This window comes from Micromonospora sp. NPDC048999, assembly GCF_040649295.1.
Classification (GTDB): domain Bacteria; phylum Actinomycetota; class Actinomycetes; order Mycobacteriales; family Micromonosporaceae; genus Micromonospora.
This window is the reverse complement of sequence record NZ_JBEZFI010000052.1, coordinates 19,214-34,661: the sequence shown is the minus strand read 5'-3', so window position 1 is coordinate 34,661 and position 15,448 is coordinate 19,214. Positions and strand designations below refer to the sequence as shown.

Sequence of the window (15,448 nt, the reverse complement as noted above, 5' to 3'; positions counted from 1 at the left end):
ACATGCTGGCGGTCCGGCTCCACCCGGATCGCGCCCGTGGTGAACCGGATGCTCGGCGTGCTGCGGCGGCGAGACTTGAACCGCGGAAACCCCACCCGCCGCCCCGCCCGTTTCCCCGCACGCGAATCGGACCAGTTCTTCAAACCGCAGGCCAGGGCATCCAGGCCAGTGTTGAACGCCTCCTTCGAACACTCCGCCCACCACGGCGCCACGTCCAACTTCGCCTGATTCCACGCCTTCCGCAGCGCGAAAAGACTCCACCCGACCGCCGGGGTCAGCAACTCCTCAGACACACCGTAGGAACGTTCCGCGGCACGCTGATCCATAACCGCCTTCACCCGCGCCAACGCCCAGTTGTACGCCACCCGCGCCGCCCCCGCATGTGCCAACACCACCCGCTCCTGAGACGGCGTCAGATCCAACGCGAACCGGTACGCCTGCACCACCTTCACGCGGCGCTCTCCCCGCTGGTGGCGGCGTCGATCGCGCGGCGGGCCCGGTTGGCGGCAGCCCGACGGCCGTACAGGCGGGCGCACAGCGAGGTCAGGATCTCGGTCACGTCGCGCACCAGATCGTCATCAACCTCGGCCGGGTCGACCACCAGCAGACGGCGGCCCTGCGCGGCGAGCGCAGCCTCGACGTACTCGGCGCCGAAGCGAGCGAACCGGTCTCGATGCTCGACCACGATCGTCGACACCTGCGGGTCGTGTAGCAGGGCGAGGAACTTCTTGCGGTGGCCGTTGAGCGCGGATCCCACCTCGGTCACCACCCGCGACACCGCCAACCGCTGCCCAGTCGCCCACACGGTTACCCGCGCGACCTGCCGGTCCAAGTCCGGCCGCTGGTCGGCCGATGACACCCGGGCGTACACCACCACCTGCCCCACACCCGCCCCGGCAGCAGGCAACGGCTCGCCCACCATGATCAGCCGGCCCAGCCGATACGTGGGAACGGGCAACGCCCCAGCCGCATACTGCCGCCGCGCCGTGATGTACGCAATGCCCTGCGACGCCGCCCATTCCTTCAAGTTCACACAAACACCATAGATGTCCAGCGATCACCAATGATGTTCGACACGCCATCAGCTAGCTACCCCTGCTGCGCGCCCACGCCGAACGGCTCAACCCGGGGCGCGTCCACTTCGGCACCGAACTGGTCGACGTGAGCATCGACGACGACCGGATCACCGCCACATTCGAGCGCGGCGCAGGGCACGAGAAATCTGCGCGCCCGTCGTCTGGTGGCCGCCGACGGCGCGCGCAGCGACATCTGCCGCCGGCTCGGCATACCCATGCCCAACCCCACCGGGGTGTCGCACAACCTGAACATCCTGTTCGACGGAGCACCACCGAGCCGCCCAACGCGATCTTCAAAGCGCCACGTCACGGCAACGACCGGAGTTATGGCAGGGCACAGGCAGTCGATGGCCTAGAGGTTTACCGTCCGCTATACTCGGTTGGGGCTTCCGAGGAGTGGGAGATCTACCTCGTTGACGAGGTACGGGACTGGATCGACAGTCTCGACGACCACCCACGCCCGCGGCGTGCAGGCCATTGACCTGCTTGCTGAGGCCGGTCCTGGGCTTGGCCGATCGTTGGTCGACACGATCCACGGCTCATCGATCGCCAACCTCAAGGAGTTGCGTCCGGGCACCGTGCGGATCCTGTTCGCCTTCGACCCCTGGCGTTCCAGCATCCTGCTCGTCGCGGGTGACAAGGCCGGACGCTGGAATGAGTGGTACGTCCAAGCCATCCCTCTGGCCGAGCATCGGTACGAGACCTACCTGAAAGAACGCGCCGAGCAGGAGGGCAGAACGCCATGAGCAGTTATGCGCACTGGAGCGACATCCGCGCCGCCCACGTCGAGCGGGCGGGTGGCGAGCAGGCCGTCGAGGCCGGCAAGCAGGAACTGCTTGCTACCGTCGTCGGGCACCGTCTGGCCGAGGTACGCCGCACCCGGGGTCTGACCCAGCAGCAGGTCGCCGAGCGCATGGGCGTCACGAAGGGCCGCGTCTCCCAGATCGAGCAAGGCAAGATCTCCGGCCAGGACGTGGTAGCCCGCTACGCCGCCGCCCTCGGCGGGCGCCTGCATCAGGCGATCTACTTCGACGACGGCAACATCGCCGCCATCGCATAGCCGCCTCAGCGGCCAGGGGTGCACCGCTGCCAACCGTTTCCTGGTGCCTGCTCGTTGGCCGCGAGTTCGGCCGGCGCCTCGCGACCGCAATGTCGAAGCTGCGGGTCGGGCCTGGGCTGGAGTAGGGGTTGACGTCGGGCCGCTGGTGCAGCGCGAGCTCGGGCAGGCACTGCAGGAGATCGTCGATGTTCTGCCCGGCAAGCAGGACCTGATCTCCCCGCCACGGCGCGGTCGCCCTGAACCCGCCACGATCCTGCGCCCTCGGCACCGGCCGGCCATCCGCCGCGCGCGCCCGTGTGCCGATGGGGTGGCACCAATGCGCCGGATCACCGCCGCCGGGCCGGCTGTACCTGGGATCGTCGGTACGGCTGGCGAGTGTTGAGCAGTAGGAGCGGACGTTGGGCTTGGCACGTGTACTCCCGTTCCTGCCGGTCCGCAAGATCCATCGCGAGCGCCATTCGGAGGACTCCCCGAAGGCGGTATCCGTTTTGACATACCACCGCACGCCGATTGCGCAGGGGGAGGGATCAACTCACGATCGGGCGTCAATCGGGAAGCTGTAGCGGAGCGCCATGGCCAGGCAGGCCCCGGTCGACCGGGATCGCCTCCTCGACCGCGCCGCCGGCGGTGATTCCGTGACCGCGGGTCTGCCTGGCGAGGCGCTGGTAGTAGGCCGAGACCGCGACGAGCGTCTCGCGCGTCGCGTGCAGCAGTGTGGCTCCCGCCTGCTCGACGACGCTGGCCTCGTGGATCTCGAACGCTCGAATTCCCTCCAGCACAGCAGTTTTCAGGTCGCGTAGCAATTGAACGTCGGCGTGCGCGTACGTGCGGCACAGCGCGGTGACCCGCCCGAAGTCGTCCCCCGCCAGCAGGAGCTCCTTGACGGCGGATACGGATTGCCGCACCAGCGTAACGTCCGACCGTGCCGACATGGCGGCGAGGTCGGCGTCGAAGGACCGGATGTCCAGCTGCGGGTCGCAGAAACCGACGGTGAGTTGCCACAAGGTGCGTAGGTCGTTGTGCACCAGTCCGTCCAGGTAACTGACCAGGAACCGCCGGTGCCCCTCAATGACGTACTGCGCCTTGAAGAGCGTCAGCTCTCGGGGGTCTTCGCCTAAGGTGGTGGCCGACGTGGTGAATCCGTAGTCGGCGGTAAGCGCATTTCCCATGCCGACCAGCATGTACACGAACCGCACCCAGGTCCGGAACAGTTCTTCCAGCGGCAGCGCGTGCAGACCGTCCTCGGTGAGCACCACGCCCCAGCGCGCGCCGAACTGCAGCCGGCGCAGATGGCCGATCTGGTACATCGAGAGTTGAGAGTCGATCTCGGCGTGCGCGTGGTGCAGCACTTTTCGATATGCCGCGGTCGCGTCCATCCCGACGTAGTTTCGGATGATGTGTGGCCCGCCGATGTGCAGGTGGATGAATTCGCTGACGTCGATCACCGCGCCGCCGATCGCCATCCAGAATCCCGCGTCGGAGGTGTCGTGCTGCACCAGATCCGACACCTCGAAGCGGGGGGTCTGCTGCGCGTGGCCCAGATAGGTGGTGAAGACGTCCTCGGCGAGACGTCCGTCGGCCACCAGTTGGCGGAGGAACTCGCGGCCGTCGCCGGGCACGACGTCGGTCAACGCCTGGAGTACGGAGACGGCGAACCGTGCACTGCCGCACACGTAGACGAATGCGCCGCGGCCGCCCTCTTCGGTGGGCTGCAGCAGCTCCCAGAGCGCGTCCGCCTCGGCGCGGATGATGTCGTCCACCCGGCGTCGCTGCCCGGCCTGGACGACGTGGCGCTGGCCATCGAATTCGATCGCGGCATCGGCGCGGGAGAACGCGACGGAGAATTTCAGCCGGCCCGCGGCCGCTGCCGCATCCAGGTCGGTGCGGTCGAGGAATTCGTCCGGTGTCCGGATCCCCAGATAGAGCCGGTTCTCGCCGGGTCCGGTGCGCGCGGCAACGAACCCCAGGAACGGAGCGATCCCGGAGCCGGCCGCGAACATGACGACGGGTCGGGCTGGATCGGCCGGCAGTCGGAACCGGGGCGTGGAGACGATCTGCAGCGACAGCCGATGTTGGCCCTCGAGGCTCGCCCGGCGCAGGAAATGCGATGCCACGCCTTGCCGTTTCCGCGGATACGACCACGGCGTGCGAGCGGAGATGTAGTCGAGGCCGGCGACCACCAGTTGCAGCGCGGTGGCCGGTTCGCCGGGCGGCGGAGCCGAAGCGATCGAATACAGCCGGAACGGCTCGGGCGGAATCACCGCGCAGAACGCGTCATTCTCACTCCAATCCGCCTTCCACAACCGGGTGACGTCATATCCGCCCGCGTACAACAGGTTCAGGACATCCCACAGTTCCCACTGGTCCTCCATGCGGGCGTCCACCACCCGCTGCCACGCACCTACGGCCGTCAGTTTCACCAACCGTTTCGCCACTTCCCGTCCGATCGGCCGGAGCCGGGCGAAGCGCAGCAGCGTCCGCAGCGGCAGCACATCGACCTCGCTGTAGCCCTCCCGGCAGGCCACCGCTGCTCGCCACTTCGGGGTGAGCCTCACCAACTCGTCGCCGGTGGCCTGCAGGGCGGCGACCGTGCGGCGCACCAATTCGTCTTCGTTCTCCGCCAGCACGCCTACCCGGTCGCCGGGCAGGTGGTGCACGCCCTGCCCGGCGACGTCGATGTCCAGATAGCAGGTCCAGGCGCCGGACTCGCCCGTGACGACCCGGCCCCGACGAGCGGTCCCGAACACCACCGGCGCACCCACCGGCAGGCGGCGTTCGTCACGGACGACGGCCAGTTCGTCGTCCACCTTGTCCCAGGTCCGATCCTTGAACAGCCCGGTGAACCGGGCGCCCGTAGTCACCTGCCGGCCGACTTTGAACGCCACCTCCAGGAAGCCGTACGCCTTGATGCGATGCAGACCCATCCAGCCGCGGTCGCCCACATAGGCGTCGAGCACGGCGTTGTAGATGCCGCGCAGGGTGCTGCTGCGAGTGTCCTCGACGTACTGGCGCACCGACACCTCACGCAACGCCGCCACCAGCTCCTGCCAGTGCCGCGGGAAGAATCCGGCGAGGTAGACGCTCTGTTTCCCGACCAGCGAGCCGTAGTCTCGGCGCTCAAGGAACGCGTCCAGCGCGTGGATCTGAGGTTGCGCGGTGCCGCTCGGGCTTGGTGCGCCGTCAAAGATCGGGACACCGGCGGTGCCGACCGTTTTGGCCCACAGCACCTGGTCGAGCACATGCCGGGCGCGAGGGTTGGGATCGATCTGCGGATAAATGGCCTGCGTGACGTACTGCAGCCGGTCGAGGATCACCAGTAGCGCGCCCTCCAAGGCGGCCGGATCGTCCGCGACCACGGCCTCCTGGGCGTCCAGCATGGCGCCCAGCACGGGCGTGAGCCCCATCGCGAATTCGGTGGTGACCAGGTAGAACACCCGCTCCGCCGCATTGTTCCAGGTCGGCACGAGCAGGTCCATGTTATCCAGCGCCCGCGGACCGGCCGGATCGCGTAGCCGCCAGTTGTAGAAGAACAGATCGATGTAGGAGACGGCCGGGGTCTTCTTGCCCAGTCGGCGCGAGACCATGGTCCAGGGTCGCAGCAGCGAGTCGGGCAGAGCGGCCGGCGGATCGATCGCCATGTACTGGTAGGCGTGGGCGAAAACGCCGAGCAAAGTCGAGGCGCGCAACAGATACCGATCGGGCAACGCCTCAGGCCCGGCGTCGAGCACCGGCAGCGCGTCGAACGCCCGGCGCAGCGTGAGCCGACGGAACAGGTCAGGGAGCCGGTCGGTCATCTCGTCCCAGGCCCGGTGCGAGTCCGGAAAGGCCAGCAACGGTGGTTCGACCGGCAGAAATCCGTGCGCGAGCGACAGGAATCCGTCGAGTTCGTGCCCGACCTGCCGGTTGTGCGCCTCGGCGGCCTCCAACACCCGTCGTGCGGCGATACCCGGCCGCGCCACCGGCCGCAGCAAGGTCCGAGATCCATCGAAGATCATTGTCTCGTTGGGGTCGAGGAACGTCCACGTCAGCTCGTATCGGCAGATCCGCATCCGATCCCCGGGAACGAGCACCCGGCGCGTCACCGGCTCGTCGTTCACGTAGGTTCCGTTGGTGCTGCCCAGATCGGTGAGCACCAGATCGTTGTCGACGATCTCGAGCCGCGCGTGTCGCCGGGAGACGCTGTGGTCGTCCAGCACCACCGCCGCCGCACCGCTGTCTCGACCAAGGGTGATCGGCAGCGCACACACCCGCTCGCTGGTCGCTTCCGTGTGCCGATCGGTCAGAATCAGCCGGAGTTCAGGAATGGTAGATCACCGCTCGGCACAGATCAGCCCGGGACAGCGTGCCCACGAGCTTGCCGTCGTCGACCACAGGAATCCTTCGAATCCCGCGGTCGATCATCACAATCGCCGCCCGGGCGAGCTCCTCGGTCGATCGGACCGTCGCCGCGTCGCGTACGACGAGGGGGTCGACGACGCGGTCGGCGAGGGTGCGACCCCGCTCCAGGAAGATCCGGAACGCGTCGGCGAGCGTGCCGCCGCCGGCGGTAACGTCGTCGAAGCCGGGCAGCATGGCCCGCACCAGGTCCTCTTCCGACAGTGACCCGACGAACCGGCCTTCGTGGTCCAGAACCATCAGCTGGCCGACCTCCGACACGCTGACCACCTCGGCCGCCCGCCGGATAGTCGCGCCGAGTCGTATGTATGCAGGGAACGCTGTCATTACGTCGCTGACCTGCACGCCACCTCCCAGGTCCGGTCTACGGCCGTCTCGCACAATCTCTGCCACACCCGGCGACCACGAATGCCGAATCCGGTGCAAGAAGTGCATGGGACGGGCTTGCAACCGATCTGACGCAGGGCCAGTACCGCGTCTCCGCCGGCACCCGATGAGTTTAGCTGGAGCTCTGATCCGCCATGATCCGATGATCGGCGGACACCGCGGCCCGTTAGGTTAGGCCCTACGCATCGCTACATAGAGTCACCAATTTGGGCTGCCGTCGGATCACACGTCGGACGTAGTTCGGACTCGGTGGACGCTCTGCTCTTGCAGCAAGTGCAAACCGTCCACCGAATTCGGCTGGCCGTGGCGACGACGTGTGCTCCGGCGTGCTTGGCGAGTTGGACGGCGAACCCGCCGACACCGCCGCCTGCGCCGTTGACGAGGACCCGCTACCCGGGCGTGATGTGCGCGTGCTCGAACACCGCCTGCCAGGCGGTGACGCCGGCGATGGGGATGGCGGCGGCGTGGACGAGGGGAATAGTAGTGGGTGCCGCAATGAGGGTGTCGGCTGCGGCGGTGACGTACTCGGCCGCGGCGCTGGCGCTGCGGCCGATGACCCGGTCACCGACGGCCAGGGTGTGCACGGCGTCGCCGACCTCGACGACTGTGCCGGCGACCTCCCCGCCGAGGATGCACGCGCAACGGCCAACCACGATCGGCGCGGGTGGCGTGGCACGCCCCGTGGGCGCACCAGTTCGCCTCCGTGCCCGGAGCCGCCGGCTTCCAGATAATCCTGCAGGGACCGTGCTGGCTCATCCTGGCAGACACCGAACCAGTGCCCCCGGCCGCCGGGGACGTGGTGTTCTGGCCCCACAGGGCGGGGGCACACGCTGGCCGACAGCCCAGCGATCCCACCAGCCACGCCTGTGTGACCCCGCAGGCGCTGCAGCGATTCCGATTGCTGGTCGCCGACGCGCACCAGGCCGCACCGTCCGAGGCGATCCGGCTGCTCGTCGAGGGACTGCGGGTCGCCGCCGCGCCGCCCGGCGACGAGCCGCTGCGCGGTCTACCCCTGATGGTGGCGATCGAGGACGAACGCGTCCGCGCCGCAGTCCGCGCCGTCGAGCACGGCATCCGTTCAGGCATGGCCGCCGACATCGTCCCCAGCCTGCGTGGTGTCGCTGCCGAGCACCCGCTCGACGAGCCGCTGCAGGCCGCGCTCATCCGCTGCCTGCACGCCGCCGGACGCCCTGCGCAGGGCCTGACCGTATACGGCCGAACCCGCGACCGCCTCCGCGACGAAATCCGAATCGGTGACGCTGGTGGCGTCAGCCTGCGCCTTCGCCACACCGGCAGGTCCAGGACGGCTGCCCGCGTGCCTGCCGGTGTGCGGTCGTGTGTTGATGCGGTCGCTGATCGCCAGGGTCAGGAGGCGTACACCTCGAACTCCGAGAGCTGGCCGGCGGGCCAGCCGGTGTTGGCGGTGAAGTTGAGCCGGACGTAGCGGGTGGCGGTGGCGGTGAACGTGATGGTGGCGGTGTTGGCGCTCGGGCTGAACGTGTAGCCCGCGGACGCCTTGAGGGTGGTGAAGTTCGCGCCGTCCGTGCTGCCCGCCACCGAAAGGTTCTGGGTACGCGCACCCCAGGACGCCGGCAACTTCAGCACGATGCGCCCGACCGAGGTCGCCGAGCCGAGGTCGACCTGCAGCCACTGCGGGAAGGCGTGGTTCGCCGACTCCCAGTAGGTGTCCTGGTTACCGTCGACGGCGTTGTCTGAGCCATAGACCTGTGTGTGGCTGCTCTCCGATGTGGCCTTCCCGCGCGCCAGGTCGGTGTTGGGTGCCGGGTCGGTCGTGACCGTGACGCCGTTCGAGGCGGCCGAGACGTTGCCCGCCGCGTCCTGGGCGGTGACGGTGAACGTGTAGGACGTCGACGGGTTCAGCCCGGTGACGGTGAAGGATGTGGCAGCGGTCGTCCCGACGATCGCGCCGCCCTGGCGTATCTGGTACCCGGTGACGCCGACATTGTCGGTGGAGGCCGTCCAGGACAGCGAGACGCTACTGGAGGTCTTCCCGGTCGAGGCGAGGTTGGCGGGCCTGGTCGGCGGCTGGGTGTCGCCGCCGGCCGCCGGGCCATAGACCTCCAGCTCTGAAAGCTGCGCGGCGGGCCAGCCGGTGTTCGCGGTGAAGTTGAGCCGGACGTAGCGGGCGTTGGCCTGCGCGAAGGTGAGGGTGGCCGTATTGGCGCTGCCTGAGTTGAAGGCCACGCCGCCGGAGTTCACCACGGTGGAGAACCCGCCGCCGTCGAGGCTCGTCTGCACCGACAGCGTCTGCGTACGCGAGCCCCATGATGCCGGCAGCTTCAGCAGCACCTTGTTCACCGCGAGCGTCGACCCGAGATCGACCTGCACCCACTGGGGGAAGGCGTTGTTCGCCGACTCCCAGTAGCTGTCCTGAACGCCGTCGGTGGTGTTGGCCGACGCGAACGCCTGGTTGTGGCTGCTTTCCTGCGTCGGCTTGAACAGCGCGAGGTTCCCGGCCGGGGGTGGCGGCGGTGTGCCGCTGTTGGGCTGGGTGGGCCGGACGGGGGTAAGGGCGATCTGGCCCTTGAGCATCCGGCCGCCGTCGCCGGTCAACCTCAGGTAGTAGTCGGACGAGCAGGCGGTCCCGTCCTCGTCGAGCGCGAGCAGCCCCGAGTTGGTGGGGGCACATCAGCCAGGGTCGCCGCGGTCTTGCAGATCTGGTTGCCCTCGTTGAACTCGTCGTACATGGAGAAGTAGATGCCCTGGGCACCGACTCGCACCATGTTGTAGAACTGTCGCCACTTGACATCCTCCCGGCCCTGAAGGGACCGGGATTCCCGCGGTCGCCCGTGGGGTTTCCTGTTTCATCGCCGACTGCCTTTCCGGGAGGACTTCTTCCCTTGAGGTCTTACGTCAGCTCCGCAGGCGTTTTACCTCTCCGCCAGCCCGGCGGCGAGGATGTTTCTAGCAGCGTTGATGTCCCGGTCGTGCCCGGTTTGGCAGCCGGGGCAGGTCCAGGTGCGGTCGTTGAGGGCAAGGGTGGTGTTGACCTGTCCGCAACTCGAGCAGGTCTTGGACGACGGGTACCACCGGTCGACGGGAATCACCTCACGGCCATACCAGGCCGCCTTGTACTCCAACATGCGGCGGAACTCGGACCAGGATGCGTCGGAGATGACCCGGGCCAGGCGACGGTTGCGCAGCATGTTACGCACGCTGAGGTCTTCGATCACGACCGTTTGAGTCTCGCGGACGAGTCGAGTGGTCAGCTTGTGCAGGTGGTCTCGCCGCCGGTCGGCGATACGGGCATGGATCCGGGCCACCTTGAGCCGGGCTTTCGCCCGGTTCGCGGAGTCCTTCTGTTTGCGGGCCAGGTTCCGCTGCGCTCTGGCCAGCTTCCGCCGGTCGGCCTGCCCGAAACGCGGGTTGGCCACCTTGCCCCGCTCGTCGCTCACCCCAGGGATCGGGTGGGACAGGGTGAGCAGGCTGGTGATCCCCGCATCCACACCCACCTCCGTTCCAACCAGCGGCAGCGGCACCACGGCCGGGTCCTCCACGAGGATGGACACGAACCAGCGGCCGGCGGCGTCCCGGGACACCGTGACCGTGGAGGGTTCCGCCCCTTCGGGCAGGGGCCGGGACCACACGATGTTCAGCGGGGTGTTCATCTTGGCCAGGGTGAGTTGACCGTCGCGCCAGCGGAACGCGGAGCGGGTGAATTCGGCCGACGCCCGCGACTTGCGCTTGGATTTGAACCTCGGATACCGGGTCCGCTTGTCCCAGAACGCCACGTACGCGGCCTGCAAGTGCCGCAACGTCTGCTGCAACGGAACCGACGACACCTCGTTCAGAAACGCCAACTCATCCGTGCGCTTCCACTCGGTCAGCCACGCCGAGGACTGCACATACGTGCTGCGCTGACGGTCGACCACCCACGCCCGGGTACGGGCCTCCAACGCCCGGTTGTACACCAGACGCACACACCCGAACGTGCGCTCCAGAAACGCAGCCTGTTCAGGGGACGGGTAGAAGCGGTACTTGAACGCCCGCTTCACCACCTCACCCATAACCGACAATCTACCAACCGTCCATGTAGGACGATCAGCGAGGGGAGGGAGCGGCGTTTCCTCCCGGCCCTAAACGGCCGGGTATCCACGCCGCAATTCTGATGAGCGTCCTGACCACTCGGATCGCCGCGGCCGCCGCCGCAGCCGGCCTGGCCGGCATCGCGCTGTTCCAGGCCGCGCTCGCCCGTTCCACCGTCTTGGCCCGGCACTGATCGGCGCCCACGCGTCCGGCAGGTGCGTCACCCTGTTCGACGGCGAGCACCCCGCACCGGGGAGGCAGCTCGACGGACCACACGCGCCACCCGCCGTCGTCCTTGCGCAGCTCCCACCGCCACGGATGGTCGTCGCCCGCGAGCAGGTGCGGGCCGTCCCACCACACCGCTACCTGCTCTGCCACCGTCGCCCGGTCGTCGCCCTGGTGCTCGATGACGCTCGGCCCTACGCTCTCCAGCTTCGATGGTGGGCGGGCTGAGCTGGTCATCTCGGCGCGATAGTCGCGCCACTGCTGCCGCAGCTCGTCGTGACGCCGCCCAGCCAGTACCCGTGACACCCCCAGCTCGTCACCGGGGTGGAGCAGAGGTCAAGATCAGCGAGGTGCTCTCCAGTTTGATCAAGGCACTGCCGCGTCTGTCCGACGTGGTCGTTGATGGGGTCGAGCGATCGGCCGGGGCGATCGTTTTGCGGGCGCGGTCGCGTACGCGTCGGGGCAGGTGCCCTCGGTGCAGCAGGACTTCTGGTCGTGCTCATGGCAGGTACCGGCGCCGGCTCGCGGACGCGGCGCTGGGCGGCCGGGCTGTAGTGATCGATCTGTTGGTACGTCGCTTCAAGTGCGTGTCGAAATCCTGTGCTGCGATGACCTTCGCGGAGCAGGTGCCGGGCCTGACCCATCCGCATAGCCGGCGCACGCCGGCGCTGCAGCACCAGCTCGTGCAGTTTGCAGTGGCGCTCGCGGCGCGGCCGGCGGCACGGCTCGCTGGACGGCTTGGCGTCCCGGTCGCCGCCGATGGCGGCAGGGCGAGAAACGTGACCGGGCTCGCCCGGCCGACAGCCCGGCGGGACCCGGTCCGTGCATGACCGGGCAGCGTGGGATCGGCGGTCGCTGCGAGTACCGCCGAGCGGGACTCGGGGCGATGTGGGTGCGGGATGAGTCCCGGTGCCGGCCACGTGGAGCGGGACCTCGAGCGGGACTGGTCCCGCCCCGGCGGCGGCCCGATCCCGCTCGTCTGCGCGTCACGGTCCCGCTGCGCCTGGGCGCGGCGGGACCGTCGCCCGCGCCGCCCGCGCTCGGTGCGGGACCGGGCCAGAGGCAGCGGGACTGCGGCGGCCGGACAGCCCGGCAACGGGACCGGGCCGATCGCGGGGGGCGGGACAGGGCTGAGCTGCCCAAATCCCGCCACCGCTCGCTGCCAGGTGTTGCGCCAACTGCCGAGACGGGCGACCGTCGCTGCGTCTGACCTGCCCGTATGTTCACGGGCGCGGAGCCCCACATGCGGCGGAGCACCCAGACATCTTCGTGCGCAACCAGGTGCACCGGGACGCCCTCGGTGCGGGCTCGGCGGACCGCCATCAGGCCGAACATGCTGGCCCGGTGCACGATCTGCCCGCCGCGGACGGCGGCGAGCATCGCCGCGCACCGTCGCACCGGGATCAGCCCGACCGACTGTGCGACGGCGAGCAGTTCGCCGGGCAGGTCGATCAGGTCGTCCCGCTGGCGGCGTACCGGTCGGCAGGTGATGATCACGGTCCCGCCGGGACGTAGCAGTTGGTAGCTGGCGGCAAGGATCTGCTCGAACCCGTCGAGCAAGCAGGACCAAGTCCCGTAGGCGAGGTTGCCGTCGGACCGGTCCCCATAGAGGTGGTCCCGCTTGCGTACCCCGGTACTCGTCGCCCGCACGAGGCCGTGAGTCCCCCTGCCGTAGGGCGGGGACGTGAGCACGAGTCCCACCTGCCCGACCGCGGACGCGGGCACCAGATCGAGCAACCTGGTGGCGTCGCCGGTGATGACTCGTCCGGTGCCGGCCGCGCCCTGCGACGAAGCCAGCGCCACGTTCGCCTCCGCGAGGGCGCTGAAGCGGGGCTCGATGTCGATTCCGATGCCCTCCCGGCCCAGGTGCATGGCCTCCACGAGGGTGGTGCCCTACCCGCACATCGGGTCGAACACCAGATCCCCCGGTGCGGTGTAGGTACGGATGACGTGTGCCGCGAGGTGCGGCAGCATCTTGCCCGGGTGGCTGCTGCTCTCTGGGGCGTAGCGGCCTCGCCGCTGGTCTCGGGAGGGCTGCTGACAGGTCAGCCACACCGACGTGACCGGCATCGGCTCAGTCATCGCCCACCCCCGCTCCCCGGCGTGCTGTTGCGAAGGATCAGCACGTCGGTGTGGATGTCGAGCAGGGTCTGCTGGTCACGCCGGGGCGGCTGGTCGGCCGCCACGATGTGCTGCAGGTACGAAAGCCCGGCCTCCTTGGCGGCGATGATGACGTCGACCGGTGCGGTCACGTCGTGGCTGAGCAGGACTGCCACGCAGCTGCCCGGCAGCAGGGCGTCCCGGCAGCGGCCGAAGAACTCGACCGCCGAGGCCGGGCTGTCGACCGGCCAGCCGGTGACGATGAGCCGCGCGGGCTCACGCCCCCAGCCGGTCTGCCGGGCCGCCTGCAGGTGGCTGCGGCGGCTGGCCGCGATGACCGCCAGCTGTGGCCCGTCAGCCAGATCGATGATCAGCTCGCCGGGGTGGGTGAGGTTGTGCACGAGCCGCACACCCATGGCGTTGGACATGGTGTCGCCCTGATGTGGGGCGGGCACCGGCCAGACGGTGATCGGCACGGGCGGGTCGCCGGCACGACGTCCCCGACCGGGACCGGTGCGCTGTAGTGGTGATTGGTTTCGGTCATGGGCACGGTGGCCCCCGGACCGGCGGGCGTACTGACAGCTACCAGAACGGCGCTGCTGGGCCGATCGAACCCGACCCCGTCCTGACAGGACCCGTCAGAGCACCGGGCCGCCGGGCCGTCTGACAGGCGAAAGCCTGACACGACCTGTCCAAACCTGTCCCGATCTAACAGAGCCTTCTGTTGTCAGGTCGCCGCACTCCAATCGAGGTCATGAGCCGCCGTAGCCGGCGTTTGGCTCGCCCACGAGGGAACACGACATGCCAACCACCACCTCTTTCCGCCCCGGCGGCGCGCTGGGCCAGGCCGAGAAGGCGTTCGAGCTGCTGACCTGCGAACCCGAACCGCTGAGCTTCGACGCCCGCCCGGTGCCGGGCCTGTCCGACAAGACCATGCCGCCGGACCAGCTGCGCAAGCTGGTGCTGTTCGAGCGCTACGACTCCGAGACCACCGACGCCCTGTGGCGGCAGCTCGCTCTGCACGCCCGCGAATGGGGACAGGCGTGGGTCGTCGGCGCGATCGGCGTCGCGTTGCCCGCCCTCACCCACCTCGCCGCGAAGATCAGCCGGGGGCACACCCGGCACGCCGCAGACGTCGACTCCGAGGTGCTGGCCGGGTTCCTGGCGGCGCTGCGCACCGCCGACCTGGACACGCCCCGGCTGTGGCTGCGGCCGTGCTGGGCGGCGTGGCGGGCGGGGGTCGCGGTCATCAAGGCCCACGACACCGAGGAGCTGCCGCTCGATCTGTCCAGCGGTTCGCGTACCCCGAAGATGCCGTACGGCCACCCGGATCTGCTGCTCGGCCGGGCCGCCGCCGCTGGCCTGATCTCCGGCGAGGCCGCCGAGCTCATCAGTGCGACCCGGTTCGGTGACACGCTCATCGAGCAGCTGGCCGCCGAGCAGGGTGTGACGGCCTCCGCGCTGCGGATGCGCAGGCGTCGCGCGGAACGTGCGGTGGCCGCCGCGGTGGTGCGAGGGAACTCTCCGGGCCGGTGCGCACGCTGCGCGAGCCCATGGCCGCCTGACCGACCGGCAAACCGCCTGATCGCCTGCACCACAAGGCCGCCCAAGGCATCGCCCGGGGCGGCCTTCTTGCGTCTGCGGGCGCTTGCGTTGCGCGGCAGGCTTGTCAGGTTCAGCGAACCGGTGTCGCGGTCAGGTTCTGCAAGGTCGTGACAGGTCGCAGGCCGGTTCGATCGACCTGACAGTCCGGATCTGGGCGGTGCATGTCATCCACGGCATGCCCGCCCGGTGGGGACCAACCACGGGCGAGGCCCATAGGTCCGGCACGGCTGGCGCGGCGTACTGACACCGCAACCCTTCCCTTGCAAGGGAGGAGCCCCCCCCACCGGATCTTCTCCGGCCTTCGCCCGGTCCCCACCGCGGCGGCCCCACATTCCTGTGGAGCGTCGCAATGCACACAACTCTGCACGTACTCAACGACATCATCGCCGCCGCGCCGCTCGCGGCCCCGAAAACCCTCCCGCAGGTCATCGACGGCATCCGTCTGCGGATCATGGGCATCATCGCCGCCGTGGCCACGATGTTCCTCGTCGTGGGCGGCCTGCGCTACATGGCCGCCGGAGGCGACCCGTCGCAGGTCGAACAGGCGAAGGAC

The 15,448-nt window shown here is 69.0% G+C and carries 17 protein-coding genes and 3 pseudogenes; 8 read left to right on the top strand and 12 right to left on the bottom strand.

Going from position 1 to position 15,448, the window contains the following annotated elements; all coding sequences use genetic code 11:
- The 3 genes from AB0C02_RS30130 to AB0C02_RS30120 form a co-directional block, all read right to left on the bottom strand.
- The coding region (locus tag AB0C02_RS30130; RefSeq protein ID WP_357552511.1) for a helix-turn-helix domain-containing protein at positions 1–452 on the bottom strand (452 nt) is incomplete at its 3' end.
- On the bottom strand, positions 449–1,033 hold the full coding sequence (locus tag AB0C02_RS30125; protein WP_357552510.1) for an IS607 family transposase: 585 nt from the start codon (positions 1,031–1,033) through the stop codon (positions 449–451). The genes AB0C02_RS30125 and AB0C02_RS30130, both read right to left, overlap by 4 nt.
- 56 nt (positions 1,034–1,089) lie before the next feature.
- Entirely contained in the window at positions 1,090–1,320 is a 231-nt protein-coding gene (locus AB0C02_RS30120; RefSeq protein ID WP_357552515.1) for a hypothetical protein, read from the bottom strand.
- Between AB0C02_RS30120 and AB0C02_RS30115 the strand changes: the two genes are divergently transcribed.
- The 3 genes and pseudogenes from AB0C02_RS30115 to AB0C02_RS30105 all read left to right on the top strand — a co-directional run bounded on the left by AB0C02_RS30115 (position 1,241) and on the right by AB0C02_RS30105 (position 2,136).
- Positions 1,241–1,432: a hypothetical protein gene (locus AB0C02_RS30115; RefSeq protein WP_357552514.1), complete on the top strand. Its 192-nt coding sequence runs from the start codon at positions 1,241–1,243 to the stop codon at positions 1,430–1,432. The genes AB0C02_RS30120 and AB0C02_RS30115 overlap by 80 nt on opposite strands.
- Before the next feature lie 47 nt (positions 1,433–1,479).
- Positions 1,480–1,822, top strand: a pseudogene (locus AB0C02_RS30110) (type II toxin-antitoxin system RelE/ParE family toxin).
- Entirely contained in the window at positions 1,819–2,136 is a 318-nt protein-coding gene (locus AB0C02_RS30105) for a helix-turn-helix transcriptional regulator (RefSeq protein WP_357552509.1), read from the top strand. Before AB0C02_RS30110 ends, AB0C02_RS30105 begins: the two are co-directional and overlap by 4 nt.
- 545 nt (positions 2,137–2,681) lie before the next feature.
- Here AB0C02_RS30105 and AB0C02_RS30100 read toward each other — a convergent pair.
- From AB0C02_RS30100 to AB0C02_RS30085, 4 genes and pseudogenes are all read right to left on the bottom strand, one after another.
- A complete protein-coding gene (locus AB0C02_RS30100) occupies positions 2,682–6,062 on the bottom strand; it encodes a cytochrome b5 domain-containing protein (RefSeq protein WP_357552513.1) in 3,381 nt (1,126 codons plus the stop codon).
- A gap of 120 nt (positions 6,063–6,182) precedes the next feature.
- A pseudogene (locus AB0C02_RS30095) lies at positions 6,183–6,383 on the bottom strand (FHA domain-containing protein); the annotation flags it as partial.
- A gap of 49 nt (positions 6,384–6,432) precedes the next feature.
- Entirely contained in the window at positions 6,433–6,924 is a 492-nt protein-coding gene (locus AB0C02_RS30090; RefSeq protein WP_357552508.1) for a CBS domain-containing protein, read from the bottom strand.
- Positions 6,925–7,307: 383 nt separating this feature from the next.
- On the bottom strand, positions 7,308–7,571 hold the full coding sequence (locus AB0C02_RS30085; RefSeq protein ID WP_357552507.1) for an alcohol dehydrogenase catalytic domain-containing protein: 264 nt from the start codon (positions 7,569–7,571) through the stop codon (positions 7,308–7,310).
- Between the two features lie 215 nt (positions 7,572–7,786).
- On the opposite strand from AB0C02_RS30085, the gene AB0C02_RS30080 reads away from it, so the two are divergent.
- Positions 7,787–8,362 (top strand): BTAD domain-containing putative transcriptional regulator, encoded by a 576-nt coding sequence (locus AB0C02_RS30080; protein WP_357552506.1) that lies wholly within the window; start codon positions 7,787–7,789, stop codon positions 8,360–8,362.
- Here AB0C02_RS30080 and AB0C02_RS30075 read toward each other — a convergent pair.
- The 3 genes from AB0C02_RS30075 to AB0C02_RS30065 all read right to left on the bottom strand — a co-directional run bounded on the left by AB0C02_RS30075 (position 8,284) and on the right by AB0C02_RS30065 (position 10,946).
- Positions 8,284–9,492 (bottom strand): discoidin domain-containing protein, encoded by a 1,209-nt coding sequence (locus AB0C02_RS30075; protein WP_357552505.1) that lies wholly within the window; start codon positions 9,490–9,492, stop codon positions 8,284–8,286. The two genes, AB0C02_RS30080 and AB0C02_RS30075, sit on opposite strands and share 79 nt — an antisense overlap.
- 2 nt (positions 9,493–9,494) lie before the next feature.
- The gene (locus AB0C02_RS30070) at positions 9,495–9,662 is read right to left on the bottom strand and encodes a hypothetical protein (RefSeq protein WP_357552504.1); all 168 of its coding nucleotides are present in this window, start codon (positions 9,660–9,662) and stop codon (positions 9,495–9,497) included.
- A gap of 147 nt (positions 9,663–9,809) precedes the next feature.
- On the bottom strand, positions 9,810–10,946 hold the full coding sequence (locus AB0C02_RS30065; RefSeq protein ID WP_357552503.1) for an RNA-guided endonuclease TnpB family protein: 1,137 nt from the start codon (positions 10,944–10,946) through the stop codon (positions 9,810–9,812).
- Positions 10,947–11,402: 456 nt separating this feature from the next.
- Here AB0C02_RS30065 and AB0C02_RS30060 point away from each other — a divergent pair, with 456 nt between their 5' ends.
- Both AB0C02_RS30060 and AB0C02_RS30055 read left to right on the top strand, forming a co-directional pair.
- On the top strand, positions 11,403–12,020 hold the full coding sequence (locus AB0C02_RS30060; protein WP_357552502.1) for a transposase family protein: 618 nt from the start codon (positions 11,403–11,405) through the stop codon (positions 12,018–12,020).
- Positions 12,021–12,534: 514 nt separating this feature from the next.
- Positions 12,535–12,705 carry a hypothetical protein gene (locus tag AB0C02_RS30055; protein WP_357552501.1) on the top strand — a complete coding sequence of 57 codons (171 nt, stop codon included), beginning with the start codon at positions 12,535–12,537 and terminating at the stop codon, positions 12,703–12,705.
- 378 nt (positions 12,706–13,083) lie between these two features.
- Here the strand turns inward: AB0C02_RS30055 and AB0C02_RS30050 are convergent, their stop codons facing one another.
- Positions 13,084–13,272 carry a hypothetical protein gene (locus AB0C02_RS30050; RefSeq protein ID WP_357552500.1) on the bottom strand — a complete coding sequence of 63 codons (189 nt, stop codon included), beginning with the start codon at positions 13,270–13,272 and terminating at the stop codon, positions 13,084–13,086.
- A complete protein-coding gene (locus AB0C02_RS30045; protein ID WP_357552499.1) occupies positions 13,269–13,745 on the bottom strand; it encodes a hypothetical protein in 477 nt (158 codons plus the stop codon). The genes AB0C02_RS30050 and AB0C02_RS30045 overlap by 4 nt, the downstream gene beginning before the upstream one ends.
- A 346-nt stretch (positions 13,746–14,091) precedes the next feature.
- Between AB0C02_RS30045 and AB0C02_RS30040 the strand changes: the two genes are divergently transcribed.
- A complete protein-coding gene (locus tag AB0C02_RS30040; RefSeq protein WP_357552498.1) occupies positions 14,092–15,006 on the top strand; it encodes a hypothetical protein in 915 nt (304 codons plus the stop codon).
- A 238-nt stretch (positions 15,007–15,244) separates the two neighbouring features.
- Positions 15,245–15,436 (top strand): annotated as a pseudogene (locus tag AB0C02_RS30035) (hypothetical protein); the annotation flags it as partial.
- Positions 15,437–15,448 lie beyond the last annotated feature (12 nt).